This is a genomic window from Streptomyces sp. NPDC043176, from assembly GCF_056436715.1.
Window position 1 is genome coordinate 88074 of the sequence record NZ_JBWKCA010000009.1, and the last position, 22518, is coordinate 110591.

18 protein-coding genes are annotated in these 22518 nt (G+C 73.9%); 7 read left to right on the forward strand and 11 right to left on the reverse strand.

Going from position 1 to position 22518, the window contains the following annotated elements:
• Nucleotides 1–125 precede the first annotated feature (125 nt).
• The 4 genes from AC067A_RS17055 to AC067A_RS17070 all read right to left on the reverse strand — a co-directional run bounded on the left by AC067A_RS17055 (nucleotide 126) and on the right by AC067A_RS17070 (nucleotide 2624).
• Nucleotides 126–593, reverse strand: coding sequence for an NUDIX hydrolase (locus AC067A_RS17055; RefSeq protein WP_478620610.1), 468 nt, complete (start codon nucleotides 591–593; stop codon nucleotides 126–128).
• A 9-nt stretch (nucleotides 594–602) separates the two neighbouring features.
• Nucleotides 603–1127 (reverse strand): HPP family protein, encoded by a 525-nt coding sequence (locus tag AC067A_RS17060; protein ID WP_478620613.1) that lies wholly within the window; start codon nucleotides 1125–1127, stop codon nucleotides 603–605.
• Nucleotides 1128–1160: 33 nt separating this feature from the next.
• A complete protein-coding gene (locus AC067A_RS17065; protein WP_478620616.1) occupies nucleotides 1161–2048 on the reverse strand; it encodes a pyridoxamine 5'-phosphate oxidase family protein in 888 nt (295 codons plus the stop codon).
• A gap of 120 nt (nucleotides 2049–2168) precedes the next feature.
• Nucleotides 2169–2624: a VOC family protein gene (locus AC067A_RS17070; protein ID WP_478620618.1), complete on the reverse strand. Its 456-nt coding sequence runs from the start codon at nucleotides 2622–2624 to the stop codon at nucleotides 2169–2171.
• Between the two features lie 130 nt (nucleotides 2625–2754).
• Between AC067A_RS17070 and AC067A_RS17075 the strand changes: the two genes are divergently transcribed.
• From AC067A_RS17075 to pepN, 5 genes are all read left to right on the forward strand, one after another.
• The gene (locus AC067A_RS17075; protein ID WP_478620621.1) at nucleotides 2755–3297 is read left to right on the forward strand and encodes a CGNR zinc finger domain-containing protein; all 543 of its coding nucleotides are present in this window, start codon (nucleotides 2755–2757) and stop codon (nucleotides 3295–3297) included.
• A 193-nt stretch (nucleotides 3298–3490) separates the two neighbouring features.
• Nucleotides 3491–6811 (forward strand): S8 family serine peptidase, encoded by a 3321-nt coding sequence (locus tag AC067A_RS17080; RefSeq protein WP_478620624.1) that lies wholly within the window; start codon nucleotides 3491–3493, stop codon nucleotides 6809–6811.
• A 179-nt stretch (nucleotides 6812–6990) separates the two neighbouring features.
• Nucleotides 6991–8007 (forward strand): aspartate-semialdehyde dehydrogenase, encoded by a 1017-nt coding sequence (locus AC067A_RS17085; protein ID WP_478620627.1) that lies wholly within the window; start codon nucleotides 6991–6993, stop codon nucleotides 8005–8007.
• Nucleotides 8008–8094: 87 nt separating this feature from the next.
• Entirely contained in the window at nucleotides 8095–9279 is a 1185-nt protein-coding gene (locus tag AC067A_RS17090) for a TerD family protein (RefSeq protein ID WP_478620629.1), read from the forward strand.
• Nucleotides 9280–9331: 52 nt separating this feature from the next.
• Nucleotides 9332–11920: an aminopeptidase N gene (pepN, locus tag AC067A_RS17095; RefSeq protein WP_478620632.1), complete on the forward strand. Its 2589-nt coding sequence runs from the start codon at nucleotides 9332–9334 to the stop codon at nucleotides 11918–11920.
• 194 nt (nucleotides 11921–12114) lie between these two features.
• Here the strand turns inward: pepN and AC067A_RS17100 are convergent, their stop codons facing one another.
• The 3 genes from AC067A_RS17100 to AC067A_RS17110 are packed head-to-tail and all read right to left on the reverse strand — an operon-like array spanning nucleotide 12115 to nucleotide 14988.
• Nucleotides 12115–13041, reverse strand: a complete 927-nt coding sequence (locus tag AC067A_RS17100; protein WP_478620634.1) for a LysR family transcriptional regulator — start codon at nucleotides 13039–13041, stop codon at nucleotides 12115–12117.
• Between the two features lie 10 nt (nucleotides 13042–13051).
• Nucleotides 13052–14035: a DMT family transporter gene (locus AC067A_RS17105; protein ID WP_478620636.1), complete on the reverse strand. Its 984-nt coding sequence runs from the start codon at nucleotides 14033–14035 to the stop codon at nucleotides 13052–13054.
• A 5-nt stretch (nucleotides 14036–14040) separates the two neighbouring features.
• Nucleotides 14041–14988, reverse strand: a complete 948-nt coding sequence (locus tag AC067A_RS17110; RefSeq protein WP_478620638.1) for an EamA family transporter — start codon at nucleotides 14986–14988, stop codon at nucleotides 14041–14043.
• A 132-nt stretch (nucleotides 14989–15120) separates the two neighbouring features.
• On the opposite strand from AC067A_RS17110, the gene AC067A_RS17115 reads away from it, so the two are divergent.
• Nucleotides 15121–15627 carry a MarR family winged helix-turn-helix transcriptional regulator gene (locus AC067A_RS17115; protein WP_478620641.1) on the forward strand — a complete coding sequence of 169 codons (507 nt, stop codon included), beginning with the start codon at nucleotides 15121–15123 and terminating at the stop codon, nucleotides 15625–15627.
• Nucleotides 15628–15705: 78 nt separating this feature from the next.
• Here the strand turns inward: AC067A_RS17115 and AC067A_RS17120 are convergent, their stop codons facing one another.
• Genes AC067A_RS17120 through AC067A_RS17130 form a run of 3 tightly spaced genes read right to left on the reverse strand, consistent with a single transcriptional unit; the run spans nucleotide 15706 to nucleotide 18276 of the window.
• Entirely contained in the window at nucleotides 15706–15933 is a 228-nt protein-coding gene (locus tag AC067A_RS17120) for a hypothetical protein (RefSeq protein WP_033201062.1), read from the reverse strand.
• A gap of 20 nt (nucleotides 15934–15953) precedes the next feature.
• Nucleotides 15954–18074, reverse strand: a complete 2121-nt coding sequence (gene malQ, locus AC067A_RS17125; protein ID WP_478620644.1) for a 4-alpha-glucanotransferase — start codon at nucleotides 18072–18074, stop codon at nucleotides 15954–15956.
• Between the two features lies 1 nt (nucleotide 18075).
• On the reverse strand, nucleotides 18076–18276 hold the full coding sequence (locus AC067A_RS17130) for a hypothetical protein (protein WP_478620645.1): 201 nt from the start codon (nucleotides 18274–18276) through the stop codon (nucleotides 18076–18078).
• Nucleotides 18277–18513: 237 nt separating this feature from the next.
• Between AC067A_RS17130 and AC067A_RS17135 the strand changes: the two genes are divergently transcribed.
• Complete coding sequence (locus tag AC067A_RS17135; RefSeq protein WP_478620648.1) at nucleotides 18514–21690, forward strand: beta-N-acetylglucosaminidase domain-containing protein; 3177 nt, start codon at nucleotides 18514–18516, stop codon at nucleotides 21688–21690.
• A 76-nt stretch (nucleotides 21691–21766) separates the two neighbouring features.
• Here the strand turns inward: AC067A_RS17135 and AC067A_RS17140 are convergent, their stop codons facing one another.
• Nucleotides 21767–22330 carry an HNH endonuclease gene (locus tag AC067A_RS17140; protein ID WP_366305888.1) on the reverse strand — a complete coding sequence of 188 codons (564 nt, stop codon included), beginning with the start codon at nucleotides 22328–22330 and terminating at the stop codon, nucleotides 21767–21769.
• Nucleotides 22331–22518 lie beyond the last annotated feature (188 nt).

Here is a 22518-nt window from a genome sequence, read left to right on the forward strand (position 1 = left end):
CGTGTACTGCGTGGTGCTGCGGTCGGGGAAGGGGACCGCGGGTGGGGGCGGGAGGTTGATCCCGCTCCTGACGGTTGAGCCGTTTTCAGCCGTGTGGGGGAGGGGCCCGCGTTCCGCCGGAGGGGTCAGCCGTTCGCCGGGTCGGTGAGGGGCGAGCGGCCCAGGGGCGGCCGGTCGCGCCAGAGCTGGAGACCGATGTCGACGAGTTCGACGCGGTCCAGGGAGGGCACGGAGTCCAGCGGGTGCCAGGCGGCCAGGTCGGTGGAGCCGCCCTGCTCGTTCCGCAGGGCGCCGCCGGTGATCCGTGCCTCGTAGACGATCCGCAGGCCCTGGAAGTCCCCGGGGCCGCCGAGGCGGCGGAGCCAGGACCGCCGGATGGAGTCGATGCCGAGGAGAGCGGTGGGCTCGGCCAGGTAGCCGGTCTCCTCCTCGACCTCGCGGACGACGGTGTGGACGGGGTCCTCCCCGTGGTCCATGCCGCCGCCCGGCAGGGTCCACCGTCTGCCGCCGTCCTTCGCGACCCAGCGGGCGAGGAGGATCTCGTCGCCCCGGACGCACACGGCGTAGGCCGCCACCCGCAAGTCCTGCTGCATGGAACGAGGTTAGAACCAGTACACGGGATACGCCCGCCCCGTGGTGCGGCCCGCCACGAGGCCGACGGCAACCAAAAGGAGGGAGGCGAGCGCGAGAAGGCCGAGAAACGACCAGAAGGACGGGGCCTGGAGGGCCACGATGACGGCCGTGGCCGCCGCGGGCGAGTGCGGGGTCCTGGCCGCCGTCATCACGCCGAGGGCCAGGCCGCCCGCGACGGCGGCGCCCCACAGGCCGGGGCCGGCCACGGCGAGCACCGCGAACCCGGTGAGGGCCGAGAGGAGTTGGCCGCCGACCACCGAGCGCGGCTGGGACAGCGGAAGGGCGGGCGCGCCCGCCACCAGGGCCATGCTCGCCGCCAACGGCGGGATCAGCAGCGGCTGGTGCAGGAGGGTGCCCACGGCGACCAGGAGGAGGAGGGCGGTGACACTGGCGGCGGTCGCGGCGAGGAGGACGGTGGGGCGGGGCCTGGGCGGGGCGGTGGCGCGGGGCGGGGCGGTGGGTGTGGTCGCGGGGGCGGGAGCGGTCGTGGCCACGGGGTCTCCAGGAGTCTCGGGTGTGCCGGGGTGTCAGGGGACGGCCGGGTTGGCCGGGGAGTATTCGGGGGCGGACCAGCGGAGGGGGCTGGCGGACGGGGTGTCGACCGCGCGGTCGACGCGGAAGCGGGTGACGCGGCCCTCGGGGCCGTACTCGGTGTGCGCCAGGCCGGTGAGCTGGAGGGTGGTCCCGGTCTCCCAGTCGAGGAAGAGGAGGCCGGCGCGGCCGTCCGACTCCAGGTTGCCCAGGGTCAGGAACATCGCGTTGCCCGGGTAGTCGCGCCAGCTGAGCTCCCGGGGGGCGTCGACCCGGACGAAGCCGGGCATGCCGCCGCGGTGGCTGGTGTCGACGCCGTCGGGTGCGCTGGTGGCGACGAAGAAGGTGTCGGCGGTACGGACGCGGCGCACCTGGTCGGGGGTGAGCGCGTCGCCGTGGCGCACGGCGCCCCCGTCCGGGCGGCGGGCGGGATCGGAACCGTACAGGTCGCGCTTCTGGAGGTACTTCGGGCAGTTGGAGAAGACCTGCTGGGCCTCGATCGTGAAGCCGCGCGCGCTGGGCCGCGCGATGCCGTTGAGGCGCATGCGGCGGCGGGTGCGGGGGTCGAGGGCGATCGTCCCGACGGGGGTGCCGTCGGCGGTGACCGCGCCCGCCAGCGGGTCGTGGACGGGGATGCCGCCGGCCACGGAGACGGTGTGCGGGCCGGTGGCGCGGGCGAAGCCGGGGTCGCCGGTGAGGAGGCTCGACCAGACGCGGCCGTCGGCGTCGGCGGCGCCGACGGCGAGCATGGGCTGGGCTTCCAGGAAGGCGGCGGCGACGGGACGGATGCCGGGGGTGATGGAGCGGCCTACGTGGTCGGCGAGCTGCCGGACGCCTTCGCGCGCCTGCACGGCGAGGGAGCCGGGGTGGTACGCGGTGGTCACGGGGGGCCTCCTGGGGTGCGGGGTCTCGGGGTGCGGGTGCGGGCCCGGGCGCGGGGGGCGCGTTCCGGTCGCGCCCACCCGTTCCGCCCTGCGGGACGATTGCCCACGACCGGGGCGCGGCTAGAAGAAGCCGCAGGTCGGGGCCGTTGCCGAGGGGGCCTTGGCGTCTTCGAGGCCCTTCGGGACGGAGATCTCGAGGCGGGTGCCGTCGGGGTCGTGGAAGAAGATGCCGCCGGAGGAGGCGCCTTCGCGGTGGGCGACGAGGCCGTCGTGGGCGAAGGTGGCGCCGCGGGCGGTGAGGGCTGCCTCGGCGGCGCGGACGTGGTCGGGGGACTCCGCCTCGAAGGCCAGGTGGTGGAGGCCGGCGCGGCCGGGGGCGTAGGCGCCGTCGGCCTGCTGCCAGAGCGTGAGGACGAGGCTGCCGCCCTGGCCGAGGAAGGCGAAGCGGCTGCCGCCCTCCTCGCCCTCGCCGAGGACGTCGAAGCCGAGGACGTCGCCGTAGAAGGAGAGCGAGCGGTCGAGGTCGGTGACGCTGAGGCCGACGTGGTGGGTGGCGAGTCTGCCGATCGCGGACATGACGGTTCCCTCTCTGCTGCGGCCGCCCCCTTGGGGCTAACCTCTTACTTCGACTTTAGGGGTTAGCTGCGAGAAACGTCAACCGTTCACGTACTCTTGAGGGGTTAGCTCACCGAGGAGGGTGTCCGCCATGACCGTCGTCGACCCGCGGCCGCTCGTCGGCGAACCGCTCTCCCTCGACCTGCTCAACACCCGCTGGAACGAGGAAGGGGTCCGGCAGGACCTGCTCGGCGGGGTCGAGGGGTTCGCGGTCTGGCTCGCCGCCAACCGCCTGGAGCGACGGTTCGCGGCGGACGCCACGACGCTGCGCCACACCCTCGCCGCCCGGGACGCGCTCGCCGGGCTCGTCGACCGCCCCGGCGACCCCGCCGCCACCGCGCGGGTCGACGCGGTCCTCGGCCACGGCCGCATCAGGGCCACGCTCACCACCGCGGGTCCCGGCGAGGAGGCCGAGTTCACGGACCCGTCCTGGGGGCCCGGCTGGACCGCCGCCCGCGACTACCTCGACCTGCTGCGCACGGCCCCCGACCGGATCCGCGCCTGCGCGCACGAGGCGTGCATCCTGCACTTCTTCGACACCTCGCGGAACGGCACCCGCCGCTGGTGCTCGATGGCGGTCTGCGGCAACCGGGCCAAGGCCTCCCGCCACTACGCCCGCACGAAGGAGAACTGACCGCGCGGGCGGTGGACTCGCCCCGCTTGGAACGGTTTCGTCCGCTGTGGCGGATCCCGGGCACTGGCGGGTTTGTGCCGTGACGGCATCACGATCCCTGGCAACTCTCTACAAACCCCGGTCACTTACGAAAGGCTGAGCGGTCATCCGGCACCGAATTCCGGACCCTCTCCTTTCACCAACAGGGATGTAGATGACCACCCCCGAAACTCGGAGCTCCATACCCGGACGCTCGACGACCGGGCACAGGCGCGCGGCACGCATCGCCGCAGCCGCCGGGCTCGTCGCCGCGCTCGTCGCGACCGGCGCCGCGCCCGTGCTCGCCGCCGACGCCCCGGACGCCACTCCCCCGGTCAAGGCCTCGAACCCCGCCGACAAGCTCGGCGCGATCGACGCCCAGCGCCTCACCGAGGCCGAGGTCAGCGGCGAGAAGAACGTCACCGTCCTCGTCGCCACCGCCCCCGGTGCCACCGAGCAGGTCTCCGGCCAGCTCGACGCCGTCCCCGGCGCCTCCGTCGGCAAGCAGCAGGACGCGCTCGGCTACGTCCGCGCCACCCTGCCGACCGCCAAGGCCGCCGCCGCGATCAAGGCCGCCACGGAGCTCTCCTCCGTGCAGTCGATCGACCTCCAGGCCGAGATCCCGCTGGACGACCCGACCCCGGACGCGGGCGCCGCGACCGGTGCCGTCGCCGGCACCACGGTCGCCTCGACCTACCCGGCCCCGGGCCCGAACACCCCGGCGCGGAACCCGTACAACCCGTCCCACGAGACGGGTGCGGTCGACTTCGTCAAGGAGCACCCGAAGGCCGACGGCCGCGGCGTGACCATCGGCATCCTGGACTCCGGCGTGGACCTCGGCCACCCGGCCCTCCAGAAGACCACCACCGGCGAGCGCAAGATCGTCGACTGGGTCACCGCCACCGACCCGCTGACCGAGGGCGACGCCACCTGGCGCGCCCAGATCACCCCGGTCGCCGGCCCCGTCTTCACCGCCGCCACCCAGAGCTGGACGGCCCCGGCGGGCTCGTACCAGTTCAGCCGCTTCTCCGAGACGGCCACCACGGGCGGCGACCCGAAGGGCGACATCAACCGGGACGGCGACACCACCGACGTCTTCGGCATGCTGTACGACCCGGCCGCCGGAACCGTCCGCGTGGACACCGACCAGAACAACGACTTCACGGACAACGCGCCGATGAAGCCGTACAAGGACGGCTACCAGATCGGCTACTTCGGTACCGACAACCCGGCCACCGAGGTCGCCGAGCGCACCCCGTTCGTCGTGGAGATCCGCAAGGACGTCCCGATGGACCCGGCCGGCGGCACCTGGGTCGGCAAGAAGGCCGACTTCGTCAACATCGGTCTCGTCGAGTCCTCGCACGGCACCCACGTCGCCGGCATCACCGCCGCCCACGGCCTCTTCGGCGGCAGGATGAACGGCGCCGCCCCCGGCGCGAAGATCGTCTCCTCGCGCGCGTGCACCTGGTCCGGCGGCTGCACCAACACCGCCCTCACCGAGGGCATGACCGACCTCGTCGTCAACCGCGGCGTCGACATCGTCAACATGTCGATCGGCGGCCTGCCGCAGCAGAACGACGGCGACAACGTCCGCTCGCGCCTCTACACCCGCCTGATCGACCAGTACGGCGTCCAGCTGGTCATCTCGGCCGGCAACGAGGGCCCCGGCATCAACACGATCGGCGACCCCGGCCTGGCCGACAAGGTCATCTCGGTCGGCGCGGCCGTCTCCCAGGCGACCTGGGCCGCCAACTACGGCTCGGCGGTCGAGAAGAAGTACGCCATGTTCCCCTTCTCCTCGCGCGGTCCGCGTGAGGACGGCGGCTTCACCCCGACCATCACCGCCCCCGGCTCGGCCGTGAACACCATCCCGACCTGGCTGCCGGGCGCCGGCGTCGCCGAGTCGGGCTACCAGCTGCCCGCCGGCTACGGCATGCTCAACGGCACCTCGATGTCCTCGCCGCAGGCGGCGGGCGCGAGCGCGCTGCTGATCTCGGCCGCCAAGCAGAAGGGCATCGCGCTCTCCCCGCTCACCCTGCGGACCGCGCTGACCTCGACCGCCAAGCGCATCCCGGGTGTCGCGGCGCACGAGCAGGGCTCGGGCCTCATGGACATCGAGGAGGCCTGGGAGTCGATCAAGGACGGCGCGACCGCGCACGACTACAAGGTCGAGGCCCCGGTCGACACCGTGATCTTCCCGGCCCCGCACACCGGAACCGGCGTGTACGACCGCGAGGGCGGCCTCAAGGTCGGCCAGAAGAAGGTCTACGACGTCACCATCACGCGCACGAGCGGTCCGAACCGGCCGATCGAGCACGAGCTCGACCTCAAGTACAACGACGGCACCTTCCGCATCCTCGGCGACGACGAGATCGACCTGCCGCTGAACAAGCCGGTCACCGTCAAGCTCCAGGCCCGCGCCGCCACCGCCGGTGCGCACAGCGTCATCCTGGAGGCCGACGACGAGCGCACCGAGGGCGTCGACAAGCAGATCCTCGCCACCTCGATCGTCGCGAACGACCTGGTCGCCCCCGGCTACGGCTTCTCCGCCACCGGCTCGGTGCAGCGCAACAGCAGCAAGTCCTACTTCGTCACCGTGCCGCAGGGCGCCAAGACGCTGGAGGTCTCCCTCGCCGGTCTGAAGGAGAAGAGCCAGACCCGCTTCATCTCGATCCACCCCTACGGCGTGGCCATCGAGGACAGCGCCACCACCCAGTGCTACCCGCACTACAACCCGGCCAACACGTGCCGTCCGGACCTGCGGTCCTACCCGAACCCGACCCCGGGCGTCTGGGAGATCGAGGTCGAGTCCCGCCGCACGTCGCCGGACCTGGACAACCCGTACACCCTGGGCGTCTCCGTCCTCGGCGCCGACTTCGACCCGGCCGTGCAGACGGTCCCGGAGGCGAAGATCGGCACCCCGGCCGCGGTCCGGTGGACGGTCACGAACCGCTTCGCGGGCATCACGGGCACGCTCAAGGGCGGCCCGCTCGGCTCGCAGAAGAGCGAGACGCCGACCATCCAGCACCACGAGAAGCACACCAGGACCGTCACCATCGGTGAGGGCGTGGAGCGTCTCGACATCGCCATCGGCAACACGTCCGACAAGGCCGCCGACCTCGACCTGACGGTCACGCTGAACGGCAAGACCGTGGGCCAGTCGGCGGACGGCGACTCCGAGGAGGCCGTCTCCCTGGTGAAGCCGGCCCCGGGCACGTACACCGTCGTGATCGACGGCTACTCGGTCCAGGCCGCGGGCGGCACCACGTACGACTACAAGGACGTGTACTACTCGTCCGCGCTCGGCACCGTGAAGGTCGACGAGTCGAAGCAGGTCGCCCTGGCCAACGGCGCCTCGGCGCCGGTCGCGGCCGAGGTCCTGGTCGCCGGCGCGGCCCCCGAGGGACGTCAGTTCTTCGGCGAGGTCCAGCTGCTCAACGCCCGCGGCACCGTCGCCGGCACCGGCAGCGTCGTGATCGGCACCGTCACCCCGTAGCACCGTACGGGTGAGGGGGCGGGCGCCGGAACCGGCGCCCGCCCCTTTCGCGTCCCGACCCCCGTGCGTGATGCGTCCACGACTCGTCCCGACCCTTGGACAATGGATTGGACAAGGCGGGCGGGGACGAACGCATCATGGACCGGCAGCACCCTGCACACACGTACGGAGGAGTCCCCGTGAAGGTCGGAATCGTCGGAGCCACCGGTCAGGTCGGCACAGTCATGCGGAAGATCCTGGCCGAGCGAAACTTCCCGGTCGACGAGCTGCGGCTCTTCGCGTCCGCCCGTTCCGCCGGCACCGTCGTCGACGGCGTCACGGTCGAGGACGCCTCCACCGCCGACTACACCGGCCTGGACATCGTGCTCTTCTCCGCCGGCGGCGCCACCTCCAAGGCCCTCGCCGAGAAGGTCGCCTCGCAGGGCGCCGTCGTGATCGACAACTCCTCCGCCTGGCGCCGCGACCCCGAGGTCCCGCTGGTGGTCTCCGAGGTCAACCCGCACGCGATCAAGGACCGCCCCAAGGGCATCATCGCCAACCCGAACTGCACCACGATGGCCGCCATGCCGGTCCTCAAGCCGCTCCACCAGGAGGCCGGCCTGACCGCGCTGATCGCCACCACCTACCAGGCCGTGTCCGGCTCGGGCGTGGCCGGTGTCGCCGAGCTGCGCACCCAGGCGTGTGCCGTGGCCGAGAACGCCGACCAGCTGGCGTTCGACGGCGAGGCCGTCGAGTTCCCCGAGCCCGCCGTCTACAAGCGTCCGATCGCCTTCAACGTGGTCCCGCTGGCCGGCTCGATCGTCGAGGACGGCTCCTTCGAGACCGACGAGGAGCAGAAGCTCCGCAACGAGTCCCGCAAGATCCTGGAGATCCCCGAGCTCAAGGTCTCCGGCACCTGCGTGCGCGTCCCGGTCTTCTCCGGCCACTCCCTCCAGGTCAACGTCCGCTTCGAGCGCCCGATCAGCGTCGAGCGCGCCTACGAGCTGCTCAAGGACGCCGAGGGCGTCGTGCTCTCCGAGATCCCGACCCCCCTCCAGGCGGCCGGCAAGGACGCCTCGTACGTCGGGCGCATCCGTGTGGACGAGACCGTCGACAACGGCCTGGCGCTGTTCCTCTCCAACGACAACCTGCGCAAGGGCGCGGCGCTGAACGCCGTGCAGATCGCGGAGCTCGTCGCGGCCGAGCTCAAGGGCTGACCAGGAGCACCCGCTCCCGCCGGAGGGGCGGCTTCCCGTTGCGGGGAGCCGCCCCTCCGGCGTGCCCGGGCGTGCCAGAGTGCCTCCATGACCCAGATACCCAGGGGTGCGAACGTCCCGGTGCCCGCGCAGGCCCTCCATGTCGCGGTCAGCTGGCGGACCGGGTACGAGGTGCCCGACGTGGACGTGTCGGCGCTGCTGCTCGGGGCCGGGGAGCGGGTGCGGGGCGACGCCGACCTGGTCTTCTACAACCACGCCGACCATCCGTCGGGGGCGGTGCGGCACCTGGGGAAGTCGGCGCCCGGCGTGCCCGGCAGCCCGGCCGCGGACTGGCTGTGGCTCGACCTCGCGCGCGTGGAGCCGGACGTGGGGCGCCTGGTGATCGCCGCCTCCGCCGACGGGGGCTCGTTCGGGCAGGTGCCGGCGCTCGACGTGCGGGTCACGGACGCGGCGGGGAGCCCGGTGGCGTACTGCGCGATCGGGGACGCGACGACGGAGACGGCCTTCGTCTTCGGGGAGTTCTACCGACGGGACGGCGGCTGGCGCTTCCGGGCGGTCGGCCAGGGCTACGCCTCGGGACTGGCCGGGCTCGCGACGGACTTCGGCATCGTGGTGGAGTCACCGCCGCCGCCGATCCCGGGTCCCGGCTACGTCCCGCCGCCCGCGCCGCCGGCGCCCGCGGCCCCGCCCGTACCGGTGGCCGACCCGTACGGCGGGGAGTTCCGGCCCGCCGTGTACCAGGGGCGCGGCAAGGAGACCGTGCACTGCGACCCGGCGCTGCCGGCGGGGCACTGGGTGCTCCTGGAGATCGAGTCGTTCCACTCGCTGTCCACCACGATCGAGGCCTGCGACGCGTACGGGCGGGCCGAGGACTTCCTGCTCATGGCGTACGAGGACGACGTCCGCGCCCGGACGGTCGCCCTGGTGCCGCGGGCCCGCCCGCTGACGCTGCGGGTGGAGGCCGACGCGCCCTGGACGCTGCGGGTGCTGCCGCTGTCCCACGCCCGGCGTTTCGACAGCCACGTCGAGGGCGTCGCACACGATCTGGTGATCTACGACGGGCCGCCCGGGGTGCTCGACTTCCTGCACTACGGCGAGTCGAACTTCACGGTCCACCAGCACACCCCGCCGCAGGACCCGCTCTACGACGACGAGGAGCAGGACCTGCTGGTCAACGAAATCGGCGAGGTCCGGGTGAGCGCCCCCGTGCCGGGTCCCGGACTGCTGCGGATCAGCGGCGACGGGCCGTGGAAATGCGCGGTGCGCCGCTGAGGCACCCCGTGGAAGGATGGGCCAAACGTCACGAAACCTAGGAGTTGACCGGGTGCCTGGCACAAACCTGACCCGTGAAGAGGCTCAGCAGCGGGCAGCACTGCTGACCGTGGACGCGTACGAGGTCGAACTCGACCTCTCCGGTGCGCAGGAGGGCGGCACCTACCGGTCCGTCACCACCGTCCGCTTCGATTCCGCCGAGGCCGGTGCCTCGACCTTCATCGACCTCGTCGCGCCCGCCGTGCACGAGGCCGTGCTGAACGGCCACTCGCTCGACGTCGCCGCCGTCTTCCGCGACTCCCGGATCGCGCTCGACCACCTGGTCGCGGGACGCAACGAGCTGAAGGTCGTCGCCGACTGCGCGTACACCAACACCGGTGAGGGTCTGCACCGCTTCGTCGACCCGGTCGACGACCAGGCCTACCTGTACACCCAGTTCGAGGTGCCGGACGCGCGGCGGGTCTTCGCCTCGTTCGAGCAGCCCGACCTGAAGGCGACCTTCCAGTTCACCGTGAAGGCCCCGGCGGGCTGGAAGGTCATCTCGAACTCGCCGACGCCGGAGACGCCGAAGGGCCCCGACTCGAACGTATGGCACTTCGAGCCGACCCCGCGCATCTCGTCGTACATCACGGCGCTGATCGTCGGCCCGTACCACTCGGTGCACTCGTCGTACGAGAAGGACGGCCAGACCGTCCCGCTGGGCATCTACTGCCGTCCGTCGCTGGCCGAGTTCCTGGACGCGGAGCACATCTTCGACGTCACGCGGCAGGGCTTCGACTGGTTCCAGGAGAAGTTCGCGTACGACTACCCGTTCGCCAAGTACGACCAGCTCTTCGTGCCGGAGTTCAACGCGGGCGCGATGGAGAACGCGGGCGCGGTCACCATCCGCGACCAGTACGTCTTCCGCTCGAAGGTGACGGACGCGGCGTACGAGCGGCGCGCCGAGACGATCCTGCACGAGCTCGCCCACATGTGGTTCGGCGACCTCGTGACCATGGAGTGGTGGAACGACCTGTGGCTGAACGAGTCGTTCGCCACCTTCACCTCGGTCGCCTGCCAGGCCTCGGTGCCGGGCACCCGCTGGCCCAACGCCTGGACGACCTTCGCCAACGCGGAGAAGACCTGGGCCTACCGCCAGGACCAGCTGCCGTCGACGCACCCGATCATGGCCGAGATCAACGACCTGGAGGACGTGCTCGTCAACTTCGACGGGATCACGTACGCCAAGGGCGCCTCGGTCCTGAAGCAGCTGGTGGCGTACGTCGGCGAGGACGAGTTCTTCAAGGGCGTCCAGGCGTACTTCCAGGCGCACGCCTTCGGCAACACCCGTCTGTCCGACCTGCTCGGCGCGCTGGAGGAGACCTCCGGCCGTGACCTGAAGACCTGGTCGAAGGCGTGGCTGGAGACGGCCGGCATCAACATCCTCCGCCCGGAGATCGAGACCGACGAGAACGGTTCCATCACCGCGTTCGCCGTCCGCCAGGAGGCCCCCGCGCTGCCCGCCGGCGCCAAGGGCGAGGCCGTCCTGCGGCCGCACCGCATCGCGATCGGCTTCTACGACCTCGACGCGTCCGGCCGGCTCGTCCGCACCGACCGCCTGGAGCTGGACATCGAGGCGGCCGGCCTGACCCCCGTGCCGCAGCTGGTGGGCAAGGCCCGCCCGGCGGTCGTCCTGCTCAATGACGACGACCTGTCGTACGCGAAGGTCCGCCTCGACGAGGTGTCCCTCACCAACGTCACCGCGCACCTCGGCGACTTCGCCGAGTCCCTGCCGCGCGCCCTGTGCTGGGCGTCGGCCTGGGACATGACCCGCGACGGCGAGCTGGCCACCCGCGACTACCTGGGCCTGGTGCTCTCGGGCATCGCCAAGGAGTCCGACATCGGCGTGGTCCAGTCGCTGCAGGGCCAGGTCAAGGCGGCCCTCGACCTGTACGCGGCGCCGGAGTCGCGCGAGGAGCTGCTCGGCACGTGGTCGGAGGCGGCCCGTGAGCACCTGCTCGCGGCGGCGCCCGGCAGCGACCACCAGCTCGCGTGGGCGCGCGCGTTCGCGGCGGCCGCCCGGACCGACGCGCAGGTCGACCTGCTGGCCGCGCTCCTCGACGGCACCGAGACCGTCGAGGGCCTCGCCGTCGACACCGAGCTGCGCTGGGCGTTCGTGCAGCGGCTCGCGGCCGCCGGCCGCTTCGACGAGGCGGAGATCGCCGCCGAGCTGGAGCGCGACCGGACCGCGGCCGGCGAGCGCCACGCGGCGACCGCGCGGGCGGCCCGCCCCACGGAGGCCGCGAAGGCCGAGGCCTGGGCCTCGGTCGTCGAGGACGACAAGCTGGCGAACGCCGTCCAGGAGGCCGTCATCGGCGGCTTCGTCCAGTCCGACCAGCGCGAGCTGCTCGCCCCCTACACGGCGAAGTACTTCGCGTCGATCAAGCGCGTCTCGGAGACCCGCAGCCACGAGATGATCCAGCAGATCGTGGTCGGTCTCTACCCGACCCTCCAGGTCTCCCAGGAGACCCTGGACGCGACGGACGCCTGGATCGCCGAGCACAACCCGGTCCCGGCCCTCCGCCGCATGGTGACCGAGTGCCGCGCCGGTGTCGAGCGTGCCCTGAAGGCGCAGGCGGTGGACGCGGCCGCCGCGAAGTAGCGCCGCGGTGAGCTGAGTACGCGAGAAGGGGCGCCCTCCCCCGTGGAGGGCGCCCCTTCCTCGTACCCGCCGCCGCGCCCTTCCGGGCCACTCGGGTCGGGGCGGCCTCGCCGTGGACACGGAGGCGGGCGGTCCCGCCGTCGGGACGCGGCAGCCCCGGACGGGGGTCCGCCGCATGCTCTCGACGAGGCCGTTCAGCCCTGCTGAACGGTCTCGCGGGCGGCAGCCGCCTGCCGGAACGCGGCGAGGACCCGCGCCACCGCCGGCCCTTCCTCCGCTCCGCGCCGTACGGCCGCGACGACGTGGCGGCGCGGCTGGTCGGCGGAGAGGACGCGCATGACGACTCCGGCGCCGCCCCGGCGCTCGGCCGAGGCCATCCGGGGGACGAGGGCGATGCCCATCCCGGCCTCGACCATGGCGAGGATCGCGGTCCAGCCGGAGGCGCTGTGGGCCTGCTCGGGCACGAAGCCGGCGGCCTCGCAGGCGGCGGTGGTGATCTCGGACCAGGGGCCGGAGCCGCCGAAGATCCAGGGTTCGGCGGCGAGGTCGGCGAGCCGCAGTCCGGGGGCGTCGGCGAGCGGATGGCCGGCCGGCAGGGCGACGTCGAGCGGGTCGGCGAGCAGCGGCACCCTGCTGAACTTGGGGTCGCGGACGGAGGGGGCGTGGGCGGCGAGCGAGAGCGCCAGGTCGACCTGGTCGGCCGCGAGCAGTCCGTACGCCTCCGCCGCCTCGGCCTCCCGGACGCGGACGTCGAGTCCGGGGTGCGCGGGGCGCAGCTGCCGTACGGCGGGGACGACGAGCGCGGGCACGGACGTCGAGAACGCCGCCACCCGCACCTGCCCCGCCTCGCCGCGCAGGTATCCGTCGAGTTCGGCGTCGGCGCGCTCCAGCTGCGCGAACACGGCCTCCGCGTGCCGCAGCACCAGATGGGCGGCGTCGGTGAGCCGGACGCGGCGGCCGTGGGCCTCGAGGAGCCGCACGCCGAGCTGCTTGGAGAGGTTGGTGAGTTGCTGCGACACGGCCGAGGGGGTCATGAGCAGGGCCTCCGCGGTCGCGGTGACGGTGCCGCGGTCGCGGAGGGTGCGGAGGATCCGGAGCTTCTTGATGTCCCACTCGGTCATGGGGCGCAACCTACCGGGCGGAGCTCAGCGCCACCCCGCCCAGGATGAGCGCCATGCACGCGACGCCGAGGGCGCCGAGCCGTTCGCCGAGGAGCGCGTACGACAGGAGGGCGACGCAGACGGGCTGGAGGTAGTAGACGACGCCGGCGCGCGCGGCGCCGATGAGGGCGACGGCCCTGTTCCAGGCGAAGAACGCGACGGCGGAGGAGAGGACCCCGACGTACAGCAGGGGGCCGACGGTCGGGGCGCCGACGGTGAACCCGCCCTGGACCACGAGGGACACGGCGTACGCGGGGGCGAGCATCAGGGCGCCGAGCAGGAAGGTGGTGAAGAGGAAGGCGAGTCCGTCGATCCCCGCGGGCCTGCGCTTGAGGAGGGCGCTGTACGAGGCGAAGGACAGGGCCGCGGCGAACATCCACAGGTCGCCGGCGGCGAGGTCGACGGCGAGCGAGCCCCTGCCGACGAGCAGGACCACGCCGAGGGCGGCGACCAGCATCCCGAGGACGCGCCGGGCGCCGAGGCGTTCGCCGCCGATCCGGGCGTAGACCGCCATGAGCACCGGGGAGGCGGCCATGATCATGCCCATGTTGGAGGCGGAGGTGGTCAGTCCGGCCTGGTGGACCAGCGTGTTGTAGAGGGTGACGCCGAACAGCGAGGCGAGGGCGACGAAGCCGAGGTGCCGGCGGACGGTCCGCCACTGCCGCAGGAACGGGCGGACGGCGAAGGGCGCGACGGCGACCAGGGCGATGATCCAGCGCCAGAAGACGGCCTGGACGGGGGGCACCGTGTCCGCCATGTCCCGGGTGGCGACGAAGCTGCCGGACCAGACGACGGTGGCGAGCAGGGCGAGGAGCACGCCGAGGCCGGCGCCCCGCGCGAGCTTCCTCGCGGGCGCCGGCCTCTCGGTGGCGGTAGTGCCGGTGGTGCCGGTGGTGCCGGGGGTGGTGGTGGCGGGTGTCGGGGTGGTCGGGTGGCGGGCGGTGGTCGGCTTCATGCCGGCTACCGTCGCACCGCCACACCCTCCAGGTCCATCGAAACTTCCTGAGCATTCTTTTCAGTCGAGCTGAACGATGTGACCTGCGGGGCCTTCGGCGCGCGGGGGGTCAGCTGGCCGGCCAGGGTGGCGCCGAAGGCGATCACCATGCCGGCGACCTGCACCGGGCCGAGGGCCTGTCCGAGCGCCGCCCAGCCGATGATCGCCGCGGTGATCGGGGAGAGCGGGCCGAGGAGGGTGGCCGAGGAGGCGCTCAGCCGCTCGATGCCGCGGAACCAGAGGAAGTACGAGATCGCGGTGTTGCCGAAGGCGAGGTAGGCGTAGCCGGCCAGGTGGGTGCCGGTCAGGGCCGGCGGGGCGCCCTCGACCAGGAAGGCGATGGGCAGGATGACCAGGCCGCCGGCGGTGAGCTGCCAGCCGGTGAGCGCGAGGGCGCCGACGCCCTCGGGGCGGCCCCAGCGCTTGGTGAGGACGACGCCGGCGGACATGGAGAGGGCCGAGAGGAGTCCGGCGACCACGCCGAGCGCGTCGAGCGCGGCCCCCGCCTTGAGGACCACCAGGCTGACGCCGAAGGCGGCGGTGATGGCGGTGATCAGGGACTTCGCGGTGGGCTTGTCGCCCAGGAAGAGGGCTGCGAGGCCGACGACGAGGAGCGGGCCGACCGATCCGACGACGGCGGCGACGCCGCCGGGGAGCCGGTACGCGGCGAGGAAGAGGAGCGGGAAGAAGGCACCGATGTTCAGGGCTCCGAGGACCGCCGCCTTCCCCCACCAGGCGCCCTTCGGGAGCTTGCGGGTGAGGGCGAGCAGGAGGAGGCCGGCGGGCAGGGCGCGCATCAGGCCGGTGAAGAGCGGCCGGTCGGGCGGCAGGAACTCCGTGGTGACGTAGTACGTGGAGCCCCAGGAGATCGGGGCGAGGGCGGTGAGCGCGACGACTGCTGCCTTGCGGGACATGACGGTTCCCCCCTGCTGTGGAGTCCTGCGGCGACGCCGGACTGGCTTGGTGGTAATTAACTTACCACTAAGCTACTTACTCGCAAGTGGCTTACTTGCCATCGACTCACGAGGGGGAGGACACTGGGCGCCATGGACACGAACGCCCCCGCCCACGACGCCGTCGACGCCATCACCGACCAGTGGGCGGCCGTCCGCCCCGACCTGGAGACCGCGCCGATGGCGGTCTTCGGCCGGATCTACCGGCTGGCCAACGCCATGCGCGGCCGGGTGGACAAGGCGTACTCGCCCTACGGCATGGCGCTCGGGGAGTTCGACGTGCTCGCCACGCTGCGCAGGTCGGGAGAGCCGTACACGCTCTCGCCGCGCGAACTGACCGCCACGCTGATGATCACGACCGGCGGGATGACGGGCCGTCTGGACAAGCTGGAGAAGGCCGGGCTGCTCACCCGCAGCCCCGACCCGAACGACCGGCGCGGGCTTCGGGTCACCCTCAGCGAGCGCGGCCGGGAACTGGTGGACCAGGCCGTCGCGGCCGGCCTCGCGGAGCAGCGGGCCGCCCTGCGGTCCGCGCTCACCCGGGAGGAGGCGGACCAGCTGGCCGGCCTCCTGCGCAAGCTGCTCGCCACGACCGCCTGAAAAGGGCCTCGACGCATGCGAGGGCGCCGCACGGCATCTCGTACCGTGCGGCGCCCTCGGCGGAGACCGATGAGGCCGTCAGGCCTTCTTGGACTTGTCGAGCACCATCACCAGACCGATGATGACCAGGAACAGCACCAGCGGTGCGGCCACGTAGAGGCCGAGCGTCTCGGCGACACTCAGCTTGGGGGCCGGGTCGTCACCGTCGTCGCGGGTGAGCGCGAGCGCGGGGGACGACATGAGCAGCATCATCAGCGTCGTACCGGCCGCGACGGAGCCGGCGCGCAGAGCGTTCTTCTTGTCCACGGTGCAAACGTAGCGAACACCTAAACGGACCGCGCGCCCGGGGGTGCCGTACGGGCGCTCCCCCACCCGCCGGCCGTGTCGTCGGCCACCGTACGGGTGCGCAGCTCCCGCAGCAGGGCGTGCGCCCGGGGCGAGGCGGCGAACTGCTCCAGGGTGAGCGGCTGGCCGTCCGGGCCGGCGAGCGGCAGCCGCCAGTTGGGGTACTCGTCCCAGGTGCCCGGCAGGTTCTGCGGTCTGCGGTCCCCCACGGCGTCCGGCAGCCACACCCCCACCATCCGGGCCGGGGTGGCGAACAGGAACCGGTGCACGGCCCGGACGGCGGCCTCCTCGTCCCCCCGACCCTCCGGGAGCAGCCCGAGCCGCTGGAACAGGCCGAGCCACTCGGCGGTCTCGGCCGCGTCCGCCGCCCGGTCGCGCTCCGGGTCCCCGTCGACCAGGCCGAGGCGGTGGCGCAGGGCGACGTGGTCGCCGGAGAGCCGGGCGGCGGTGGAGGGCAGGTCGTGGGTGGTGGCCGTGGCGACGCAGTCGCGGCGCCACCGCTCCGGGGGCAGCGGGCGGCCGGTGCCCGCCCAGTCCCGCTCGAACCAGAGCACGGAGGTGCCGAACACCCCGCGCCGGGCCAGTTCCTCCCGTACCCCCGGCTCGACCGTGCCGAGGTCCTCGCCGATGACGAGGGCGCCGGCGCGGTGCGCCTCCAGGACGAGGACGGCGAGCATCGCGTCGGCGTCGTAGCGGACGTAGGTCCCCTCGGTGGGCTCGTGGCCCTCGGGCACCCACCAGAGCCGGAAGAGGCCCATGACGTGGTCGATGCGCAGCGCGCCCGCGTGGCGCAGGAGTTCGCGCAGGAGGCCCCGGTAGGGGGCGTAGCCCGCGGCGGCCAGGGCGTCGGGCCGCCAGGGCGGCAGGCCCCAGTCCTGGCCGCGGGCGTTGAAGGCGTCCGGCGGGGCGCCGACCGACATGCCGGTGGCGAAGGCGTCCTGCTGGGCCCAGGCGTCCGAGCCCTCCGGGTGGACGCCGACGGCCAGGTCGTGGACGAGCCCGATCGCCATCCCGGCCTCGCGGGCGGTCGCGGCGGCGTCGGCCAGCTGCCGGTCCGTCAGCCAGGCGAGCCGGCAGTGGAAGTCGACCCGGGCGGCGAGCTCCGGGTCGGCGCGCACGGCGGACTCCGCGGTGCGCGGTCCGCGCAGCTCCTCGGGCCAGTCGCGCCAGTGGTGGCCGTGCCGCTCGGCCAGGGCCTGGTAGGTGGCGTGGTCCTCCAGGGGGCGGCCGCGGTCGGCGAGGAAGTCGTGGAAGTCGGCGCGCCGGCCCGGCCCGAGTTCCACGCTGCCGACCACGAGCTCCAGGGCCCGCCGCTTGACCTCCCACACCGCGTCGCGGTCGATCAGGGCGCCCTTGCCGAGGACCCGTTCGCGCAGCTCGGCGGCGTCGGCGAGGATCCGGTCGAGTTCCTCGCGGCGCTCGGGGCCCACCAGGGCGTATTCGGGGATCTCCTCGATCCGCAGATGGACGGGGTCCGGGAAGCGGCGGGAGGAGGGGCGGTACGGGGAGGGGTCGGTGGGCGCCCCGGGCACGCCCGCGTGGAGCGGGTTGACCTGGATGAAGCCCGCGCCGTGCGTGCGGCCCGCCCAGCCGGCGAGTTCGCGCAGGTCCCCGAGGTCGCCCATGCCCCAGGAGCGACTGGAGAGCAGCGAGTACAGCTGGACGAGCAGTCCGTACGCGCGCCGCTCGGGCGCGGGCACGCGCGCGGGGCTGACGATCAGGGTGCCGGTGGCGGCGCGTCCGTCGGGTGCCTGCGCGGCGACGGTGTGGACGCCGAGGGGAAGCCGCTCCCAGTCCCGGCCGGTGACGACGGCTCCCTCCTCGGTGGTGACCCGCAGGCGGGTGCCGGGCGGCAGGTCCTCCGGGGGGCGCAGGGGTTCACCGCCGCGCCGGTGGACGAGGGTGGGCGGCAACAGGCGCTCCCGGTCGGCCCGTTCCGCCGCGCCGAGGGCGGCGGCGACCGCCTCCGGTGTGGTCGCGTCGATGCCCAGGGCGCCGAGGACGGCGACCACGGTGGCGTCGGACACGGGCACGGTGACGCCTTCGGACGGGCTGTACGCGGTGGCGACGCCGTGACGGGCGGCGAGACGGGCCAGGGTCACTTCACACTCCGGGGGACTCCGTGCCACCCGCGCTGCCGGGGGCGGTGGGTTCGCTGGTGAGGGGGGCCGCCTCGGTCAGGGGCGGTTCGCTCGTGAGGGGCGCCGCGTCGGGCAGCGGCGGTTCGCTGGTCAGCGGCGCGGCGGTGGGCGCCGCCTGCTGGGGAACGCGTATCCGTCCGAGGTGGCGGGCGGTGGTGGTCACGGGGGTCTCCCGGTTTCGTCTCGACAGGTGGGACCAAGGGGTGCGACTGAGCCCTACCCACCGCACCTCGTTTTACCGGCGGAAAGTGACGAAGTGACGTCACCTCGCCGACGGATCGCCGGGCAAAGGCGACACATCGCCCTCGCGCATTGACACTTCCGTGCGACGGGTGGTGGGCTCGTGACCCACTCGTGACCAAACCGGCGGAGCGGCCGGGCCTGTCCGAAGGGAGAACCCGTGCAGCTCGGGCGCAGGAAGCGGACCGCGACGGCCGTCGCGGCCGCCGTCATCGGCGGCCTCCTGGGCGGCGCCGCGCCGGGGCCGGTGCACGCGGCCCCGGCGGTGCCGGCCGCCCCGGCGACTCCCGCGGGGCCCGCGGCACCGGCCCGGCTCCGGGCCCCGGCGCCTCCCGTGGGCCCGGCGGTTCCGGCCGCCACGCGCGCGGGTGCCGTGGCCGCGGCGGCCCTGCCCGCCGTCTGGCCCCGCCCCCAGTCGCTGACCGGCGGCGGGCCGTCCGTACGCCTCGGGGACGAGGTGACGCTCGTCGCGGACGCCGACGCCGATCCCTACGCCGTCGCCGCCCTGCGCGAGCTGCTGCGGGGCGCCGGAGTGCGGACCGTCCACGCCGGGCTTCCCGGCCGCGGCCCGGTGCTGCGGCTCGCGGGCTCCTCCGGCGAGGCGGCGGAGGCGGCGCTGACGGCCCTGCGCGTGCCCGAGCGGCTGGACCTCCCGCGCGGCGGCTACCGGCTCGCGACCGGCCGCTACGAGGGGCGGGAGACGGTCGTCCTGGACGGGGTCGGCGAGGACGGCCTGTTCCACGCCGTCCAGACGCTGCGGCAGCTCGTCGGCGCCGGCCGGGAGGTGCCCGGCGTCGTCGTCCGCGACTGGCCGGGCACGGCGGAGCGCGGCATCACCGAGGGCTTCTACGGCAGCCCCTGGACCCTCGAACAGCGGCTCGCCCAGCTCGACTTCCTCGGCCGCACCAAGCAGAACCGCTATCTGTACGCGCCCGGTGACGACCCGTACCGCCGGGCGCAGTGGCGCGAGCCCTACCCGGAGGAGCAGCGGCGGGAGTTCCTCGCGCTCGCGGAACGGGCCCGCGCCAACCGGGTGACGCTCGGCTGGGCCGTGGCGCCCGCCCAGTCCATGTGCCTGGCGTCGGCCGGCGACGTGACGGCGCTGACGCGGAAGCTCGACGCCATGTGGGAGCTCGGCGTGCGGGTCTTCCAGCTCCAGTTCCAGGACGCCTCGTACGACGAGTGGCACTGCGACAAGGACGCCGACACCTTCGGGCGGGGCCCCGCGGCCGCGGCCGCCGCACACGCGCGCGTGGCGAACACCGTCGCCCGGCACCTGGCCGGGCGGTACCCGGACGCCGAGCCGCTGACGGTGCTGCCGACGGAGTACTACCAGGACGGCGCGACGGAGTACCGCACGCAGCTCGCCGGGGCGCTCGACGCGGAGGTGCGGGTGGCGTGGACGGGCGTCGGTGTCGTCCCGCGCACGATCACCGGCGGCGAACTGGCCGGGGCGCGGGCGGCCCTGGGCAGCCATCCGCTGGTCACGATGGACAACTACCCGGTCAACGACTACGCGCAGGACCGGCTGTTCCTCGGCCCCGCCACCGGCCGGGACCCGGCCGTGGCCGCCGGTTCCGCCGCCTTCCTGGCCCACGCCATGGAGCAGTCCACGGCCTCCCGGATCCCGCTCTTCACCGCCGCCGACTACGCCTGGAACCCGCGGGGCTACCGGCCCCAGGAGTCCTGGCGGGCCGCCGTCGACGACCTCGCGGGCCCTGATCCGGCGGCCCGTGAGGCGCTGCGGGCGCTGGCCGGGAACGGCGCCTCCTCGATCCTCGACCCCAAGGGCGAATCGGCCTATCTGAAGCCGCTGCTCGCCGCGTTCTGGGCCTCGCGCTCCGCCCCGGACACGCCGGCGGGCACGGCCGCGCGGGAGCGGGCGGCGCGCGGGCTGCGGGCCGCGTTCACCGTGATGCGCCGGGCCCCGGAGCGACTCGCGGCCCTCGGTGGGCCGGGCGGCGCGGGCGAGCCCGGCGGCTCCGCGCTCGGCGACGAGGTGGGCCCGTGGCTCGATCAGCTCGCGCGGTACGGCGAGGCCGGCGAGACGGCGGTCGACATGCTGCTCGCCCAGGCGCACGGCGACGGCGCGGCGGCGTGGCGGGCGCAGCTGGCCCTCGAACCGCTGCGGGAGGCGCTGGGGTCGAGCCGGGTGACGGTCGGCGCGGGGGTGCTCGACCCGTTCCTCGCGCGCGTGGTGGCGGAGTCGGCGGCCTGGACCGGCGCCGACCGGCCCGCCGCGGCGCGGGCCGAGCGCGCTCCCGGCTCGTACACCGTGCGGCTCGACCGGGCGCGGCCCGTCGCCGCCCTGACGGTGATGGCCCGGCCGGGCCGATCGGGAACGGACCCGGGCGCGGGGACGGCGACGGACACGGACGCGCGCGTGGAGGCGTACGTCCCCGGGGAGGGCTGGCGGCCGCTCGGCCCGCTCTCGGCGTCCGGCTGGACCCAGACCGATCTCAAGGGCCTGCGGGCCGAGGCGCTGCGCGTGCGGTGGAGCGGGGGCGGCCGGGACCCCGGCGTGCGCTCGCTGGTGCCGTGGTTCGCGGACGGGCCGCGGGCCGGGCTCGAACTGGCCCGTACGGAGACGGACGCCGAGATCGGCGGCCCGGCGCGGCGGGTGGACGTGGAGTTGTCGGGCCTGCGCGCGGACGAGGTGCGCGGGGCGCTGACGGCGAAGGCCCCGAAGGGCATCGCCGTCCGGCTCCCCAAGGAGGCCGTGGTGGAGCGCGGGGCGCGGACGAGCGTGCCGCTGGAGGTGTCGGTGGGCGCGGACGTGCCGGCCGGCTCGTACCGCGTGCCGGTCTCCTTCGCGGGCGAGGAGCGGGTGCTGACCGTGCGGGCCTTCCCGCGCACGGCCGGTCCCGACCTGGCGCGGACGGCGACGGCGACCTCGTCGGGCGACGAGACCCCGGACTTCCCGGCCGCCTCCGCGGTGGACGGCGATCCGGCGACCCGCTGGTCCTCGCCGGCCGAGGACGGCGCCTGGATGCAGTTGGAGCTGGCCGAGCCGGCGCGGATAGGGCAGGTGGTCCTGCACTGGCAGGACGCGTACGCCTCCCGCTACCGGATCCAGGTGTCGGCCGACGGGCGCGTGTGGCGCACGGCGGCGACCGTCGCGGACGGCGGGGGCGGCCGCGAGTCGGTCCGGATGGACGCGGCGGACACGCGTTTCCTGCGGGTGCAGGGGGAGACGCGGGCGACCCGGTTCGGCTACTCCCTCTGGTCGGTGGAGACCTACGCGGTGGCCCCGCAGAAGCAGGCGGAGCGGCCGCAGAAGGAGGCGGAGCGGCCGGAGGCCGCCGCGGGCGCGACGGAGGAGCGGCCCGCCCCGTGAGGGGAGCGCCGCTCCTGTGCCGCACCCGGCCCCCGGCGCGTACGGGGAAGGTCCCCGCGTACGCGAAAGGCCCGGCTCAACCCGTCGTCAGCGCCCTCACGGGGGCGTCGGCGACGGAGTCGATCCGGGCCATCACGTCCTCTGCGCCGTACGGCTGGAGGTACGGCAGCCAGCGGGGGTCCCGGTGTCCGGTCCCGATGATCCGCCAGGCCAGGCCGGACGGCGGGGCCGGTTGGTGGCGCAGGCGCCAGCCGATCTCGCGCAGGTGCCGGTCGGCCTTGACGTGGTTGCAGCGGCGGCACGCCGCCACGACGTTGTCCCAGGCGTGGGTGCCCCCGCGGCTGCGCGGGATGACGTGGTCGACGCTGGTGGCGACGCCCCCGCAGTACACGCAGCGCCCGCCGTCGCGGGCGAACAGGGCCCTGCGGGTCAAGGGAACGGGCCCCCGGTAGGGGACCCGCACGAAGCGCTTCAGTCGCACCACGCTGGGCGCGGGGAGGACTTGGGTCTCGCTGTGCAGGAAGGCGCCGGACTCCTCGAGGCAGAGAGCCTTGTTCTCCAGTACGAGGACGAGTGCGCGGCGGAGCGGTACGACGCCCAGTGGCTCGTACGACGCGTTGAGGACCAGGACATGCGGCACGGATGCCTCCTATGGCGCCGGCGGCGCGTGGCTCGCGCCGGGACGAACTGCTCTCAGTCTCTCCTCAGGCCTGGTCGGAGCGCCACCACGTTCCGGGATCGGGGTGACGCGCCCGGAGTGTTCTCGACCACATCGGCGACTCCTCCTCTTACCTGTCTCTTACTTGCCCAGGTGAGGTCCGTCTCTCC

Excerpts from the sequence above, each read along its gene's own strand:
- AC067A_RS17055 (WP_478620610.1), bottom strand. The coding sequence starts at position 593 with ATGCAGCAGGACTTGCGGGTGGCGGCCTACGCCGTGTGCGTCCGGGGC.
- AC067A_RS17070 (WP_478620618.1), bottom strand. The coding sequence starts at position 2,624 with ATGTCCGCGATCGGCAGACTCGCCACCCACCACGTCGGCCTCAGCGTC.
- AC067A_RS17075 (WP_478620621.1), top strand. The coding sequence starts at position 2,755 with ATGACCGTCGTCGACCCGCGGCCGCTCGTCGGCGAACCGCTCTCCCTC.
- AC067A_RS17080 (WP_478620624.1), top strand. The coding sequence starts at position 3,491 with ATGACCACCCCCGAAACTCGGAGCTCCATACCCGGACGCTCGACGACC.
- AC067A_RS17090 (WP_478620629.1), top strand. The coding sequence starts at position 8,095 with ATGACCCAGATACCCAGGGGTGCGAACGTCCCGGTGCCCGCGCAGGCC.
- AC067A_RS17100 (WP_478620634.1), bottom strand. The coding sequence starts at position 13,041 with ATGACCGAGTGGGACATCAAGAAGCTCCGGATCCTCCGCACCCTCCGC.
- AC067A_RS17105 (WP_478620636.1), bottom strand. The coding sequence starts at position 14,035 with ATGAAGCCGACCACCGCCCGCCACCCGACCACCCCGACACCCGCCACC.
- AC067A_RS17110 (WP_478620638.1), bottom strand. The coding sequence starts at position 14,988 with ATGTCCCGCAAGGCAGCAGTCGTCGCGCTCACCGCCCTCGCCCCGATC.
- AC067A_RS17115 (WP_478620641.1), top strand. The coding sequence starts at position 15,121 with ATGGACACGAACGCCCCCGCCCACGACGCCGTCGACGCCATCACCGAC.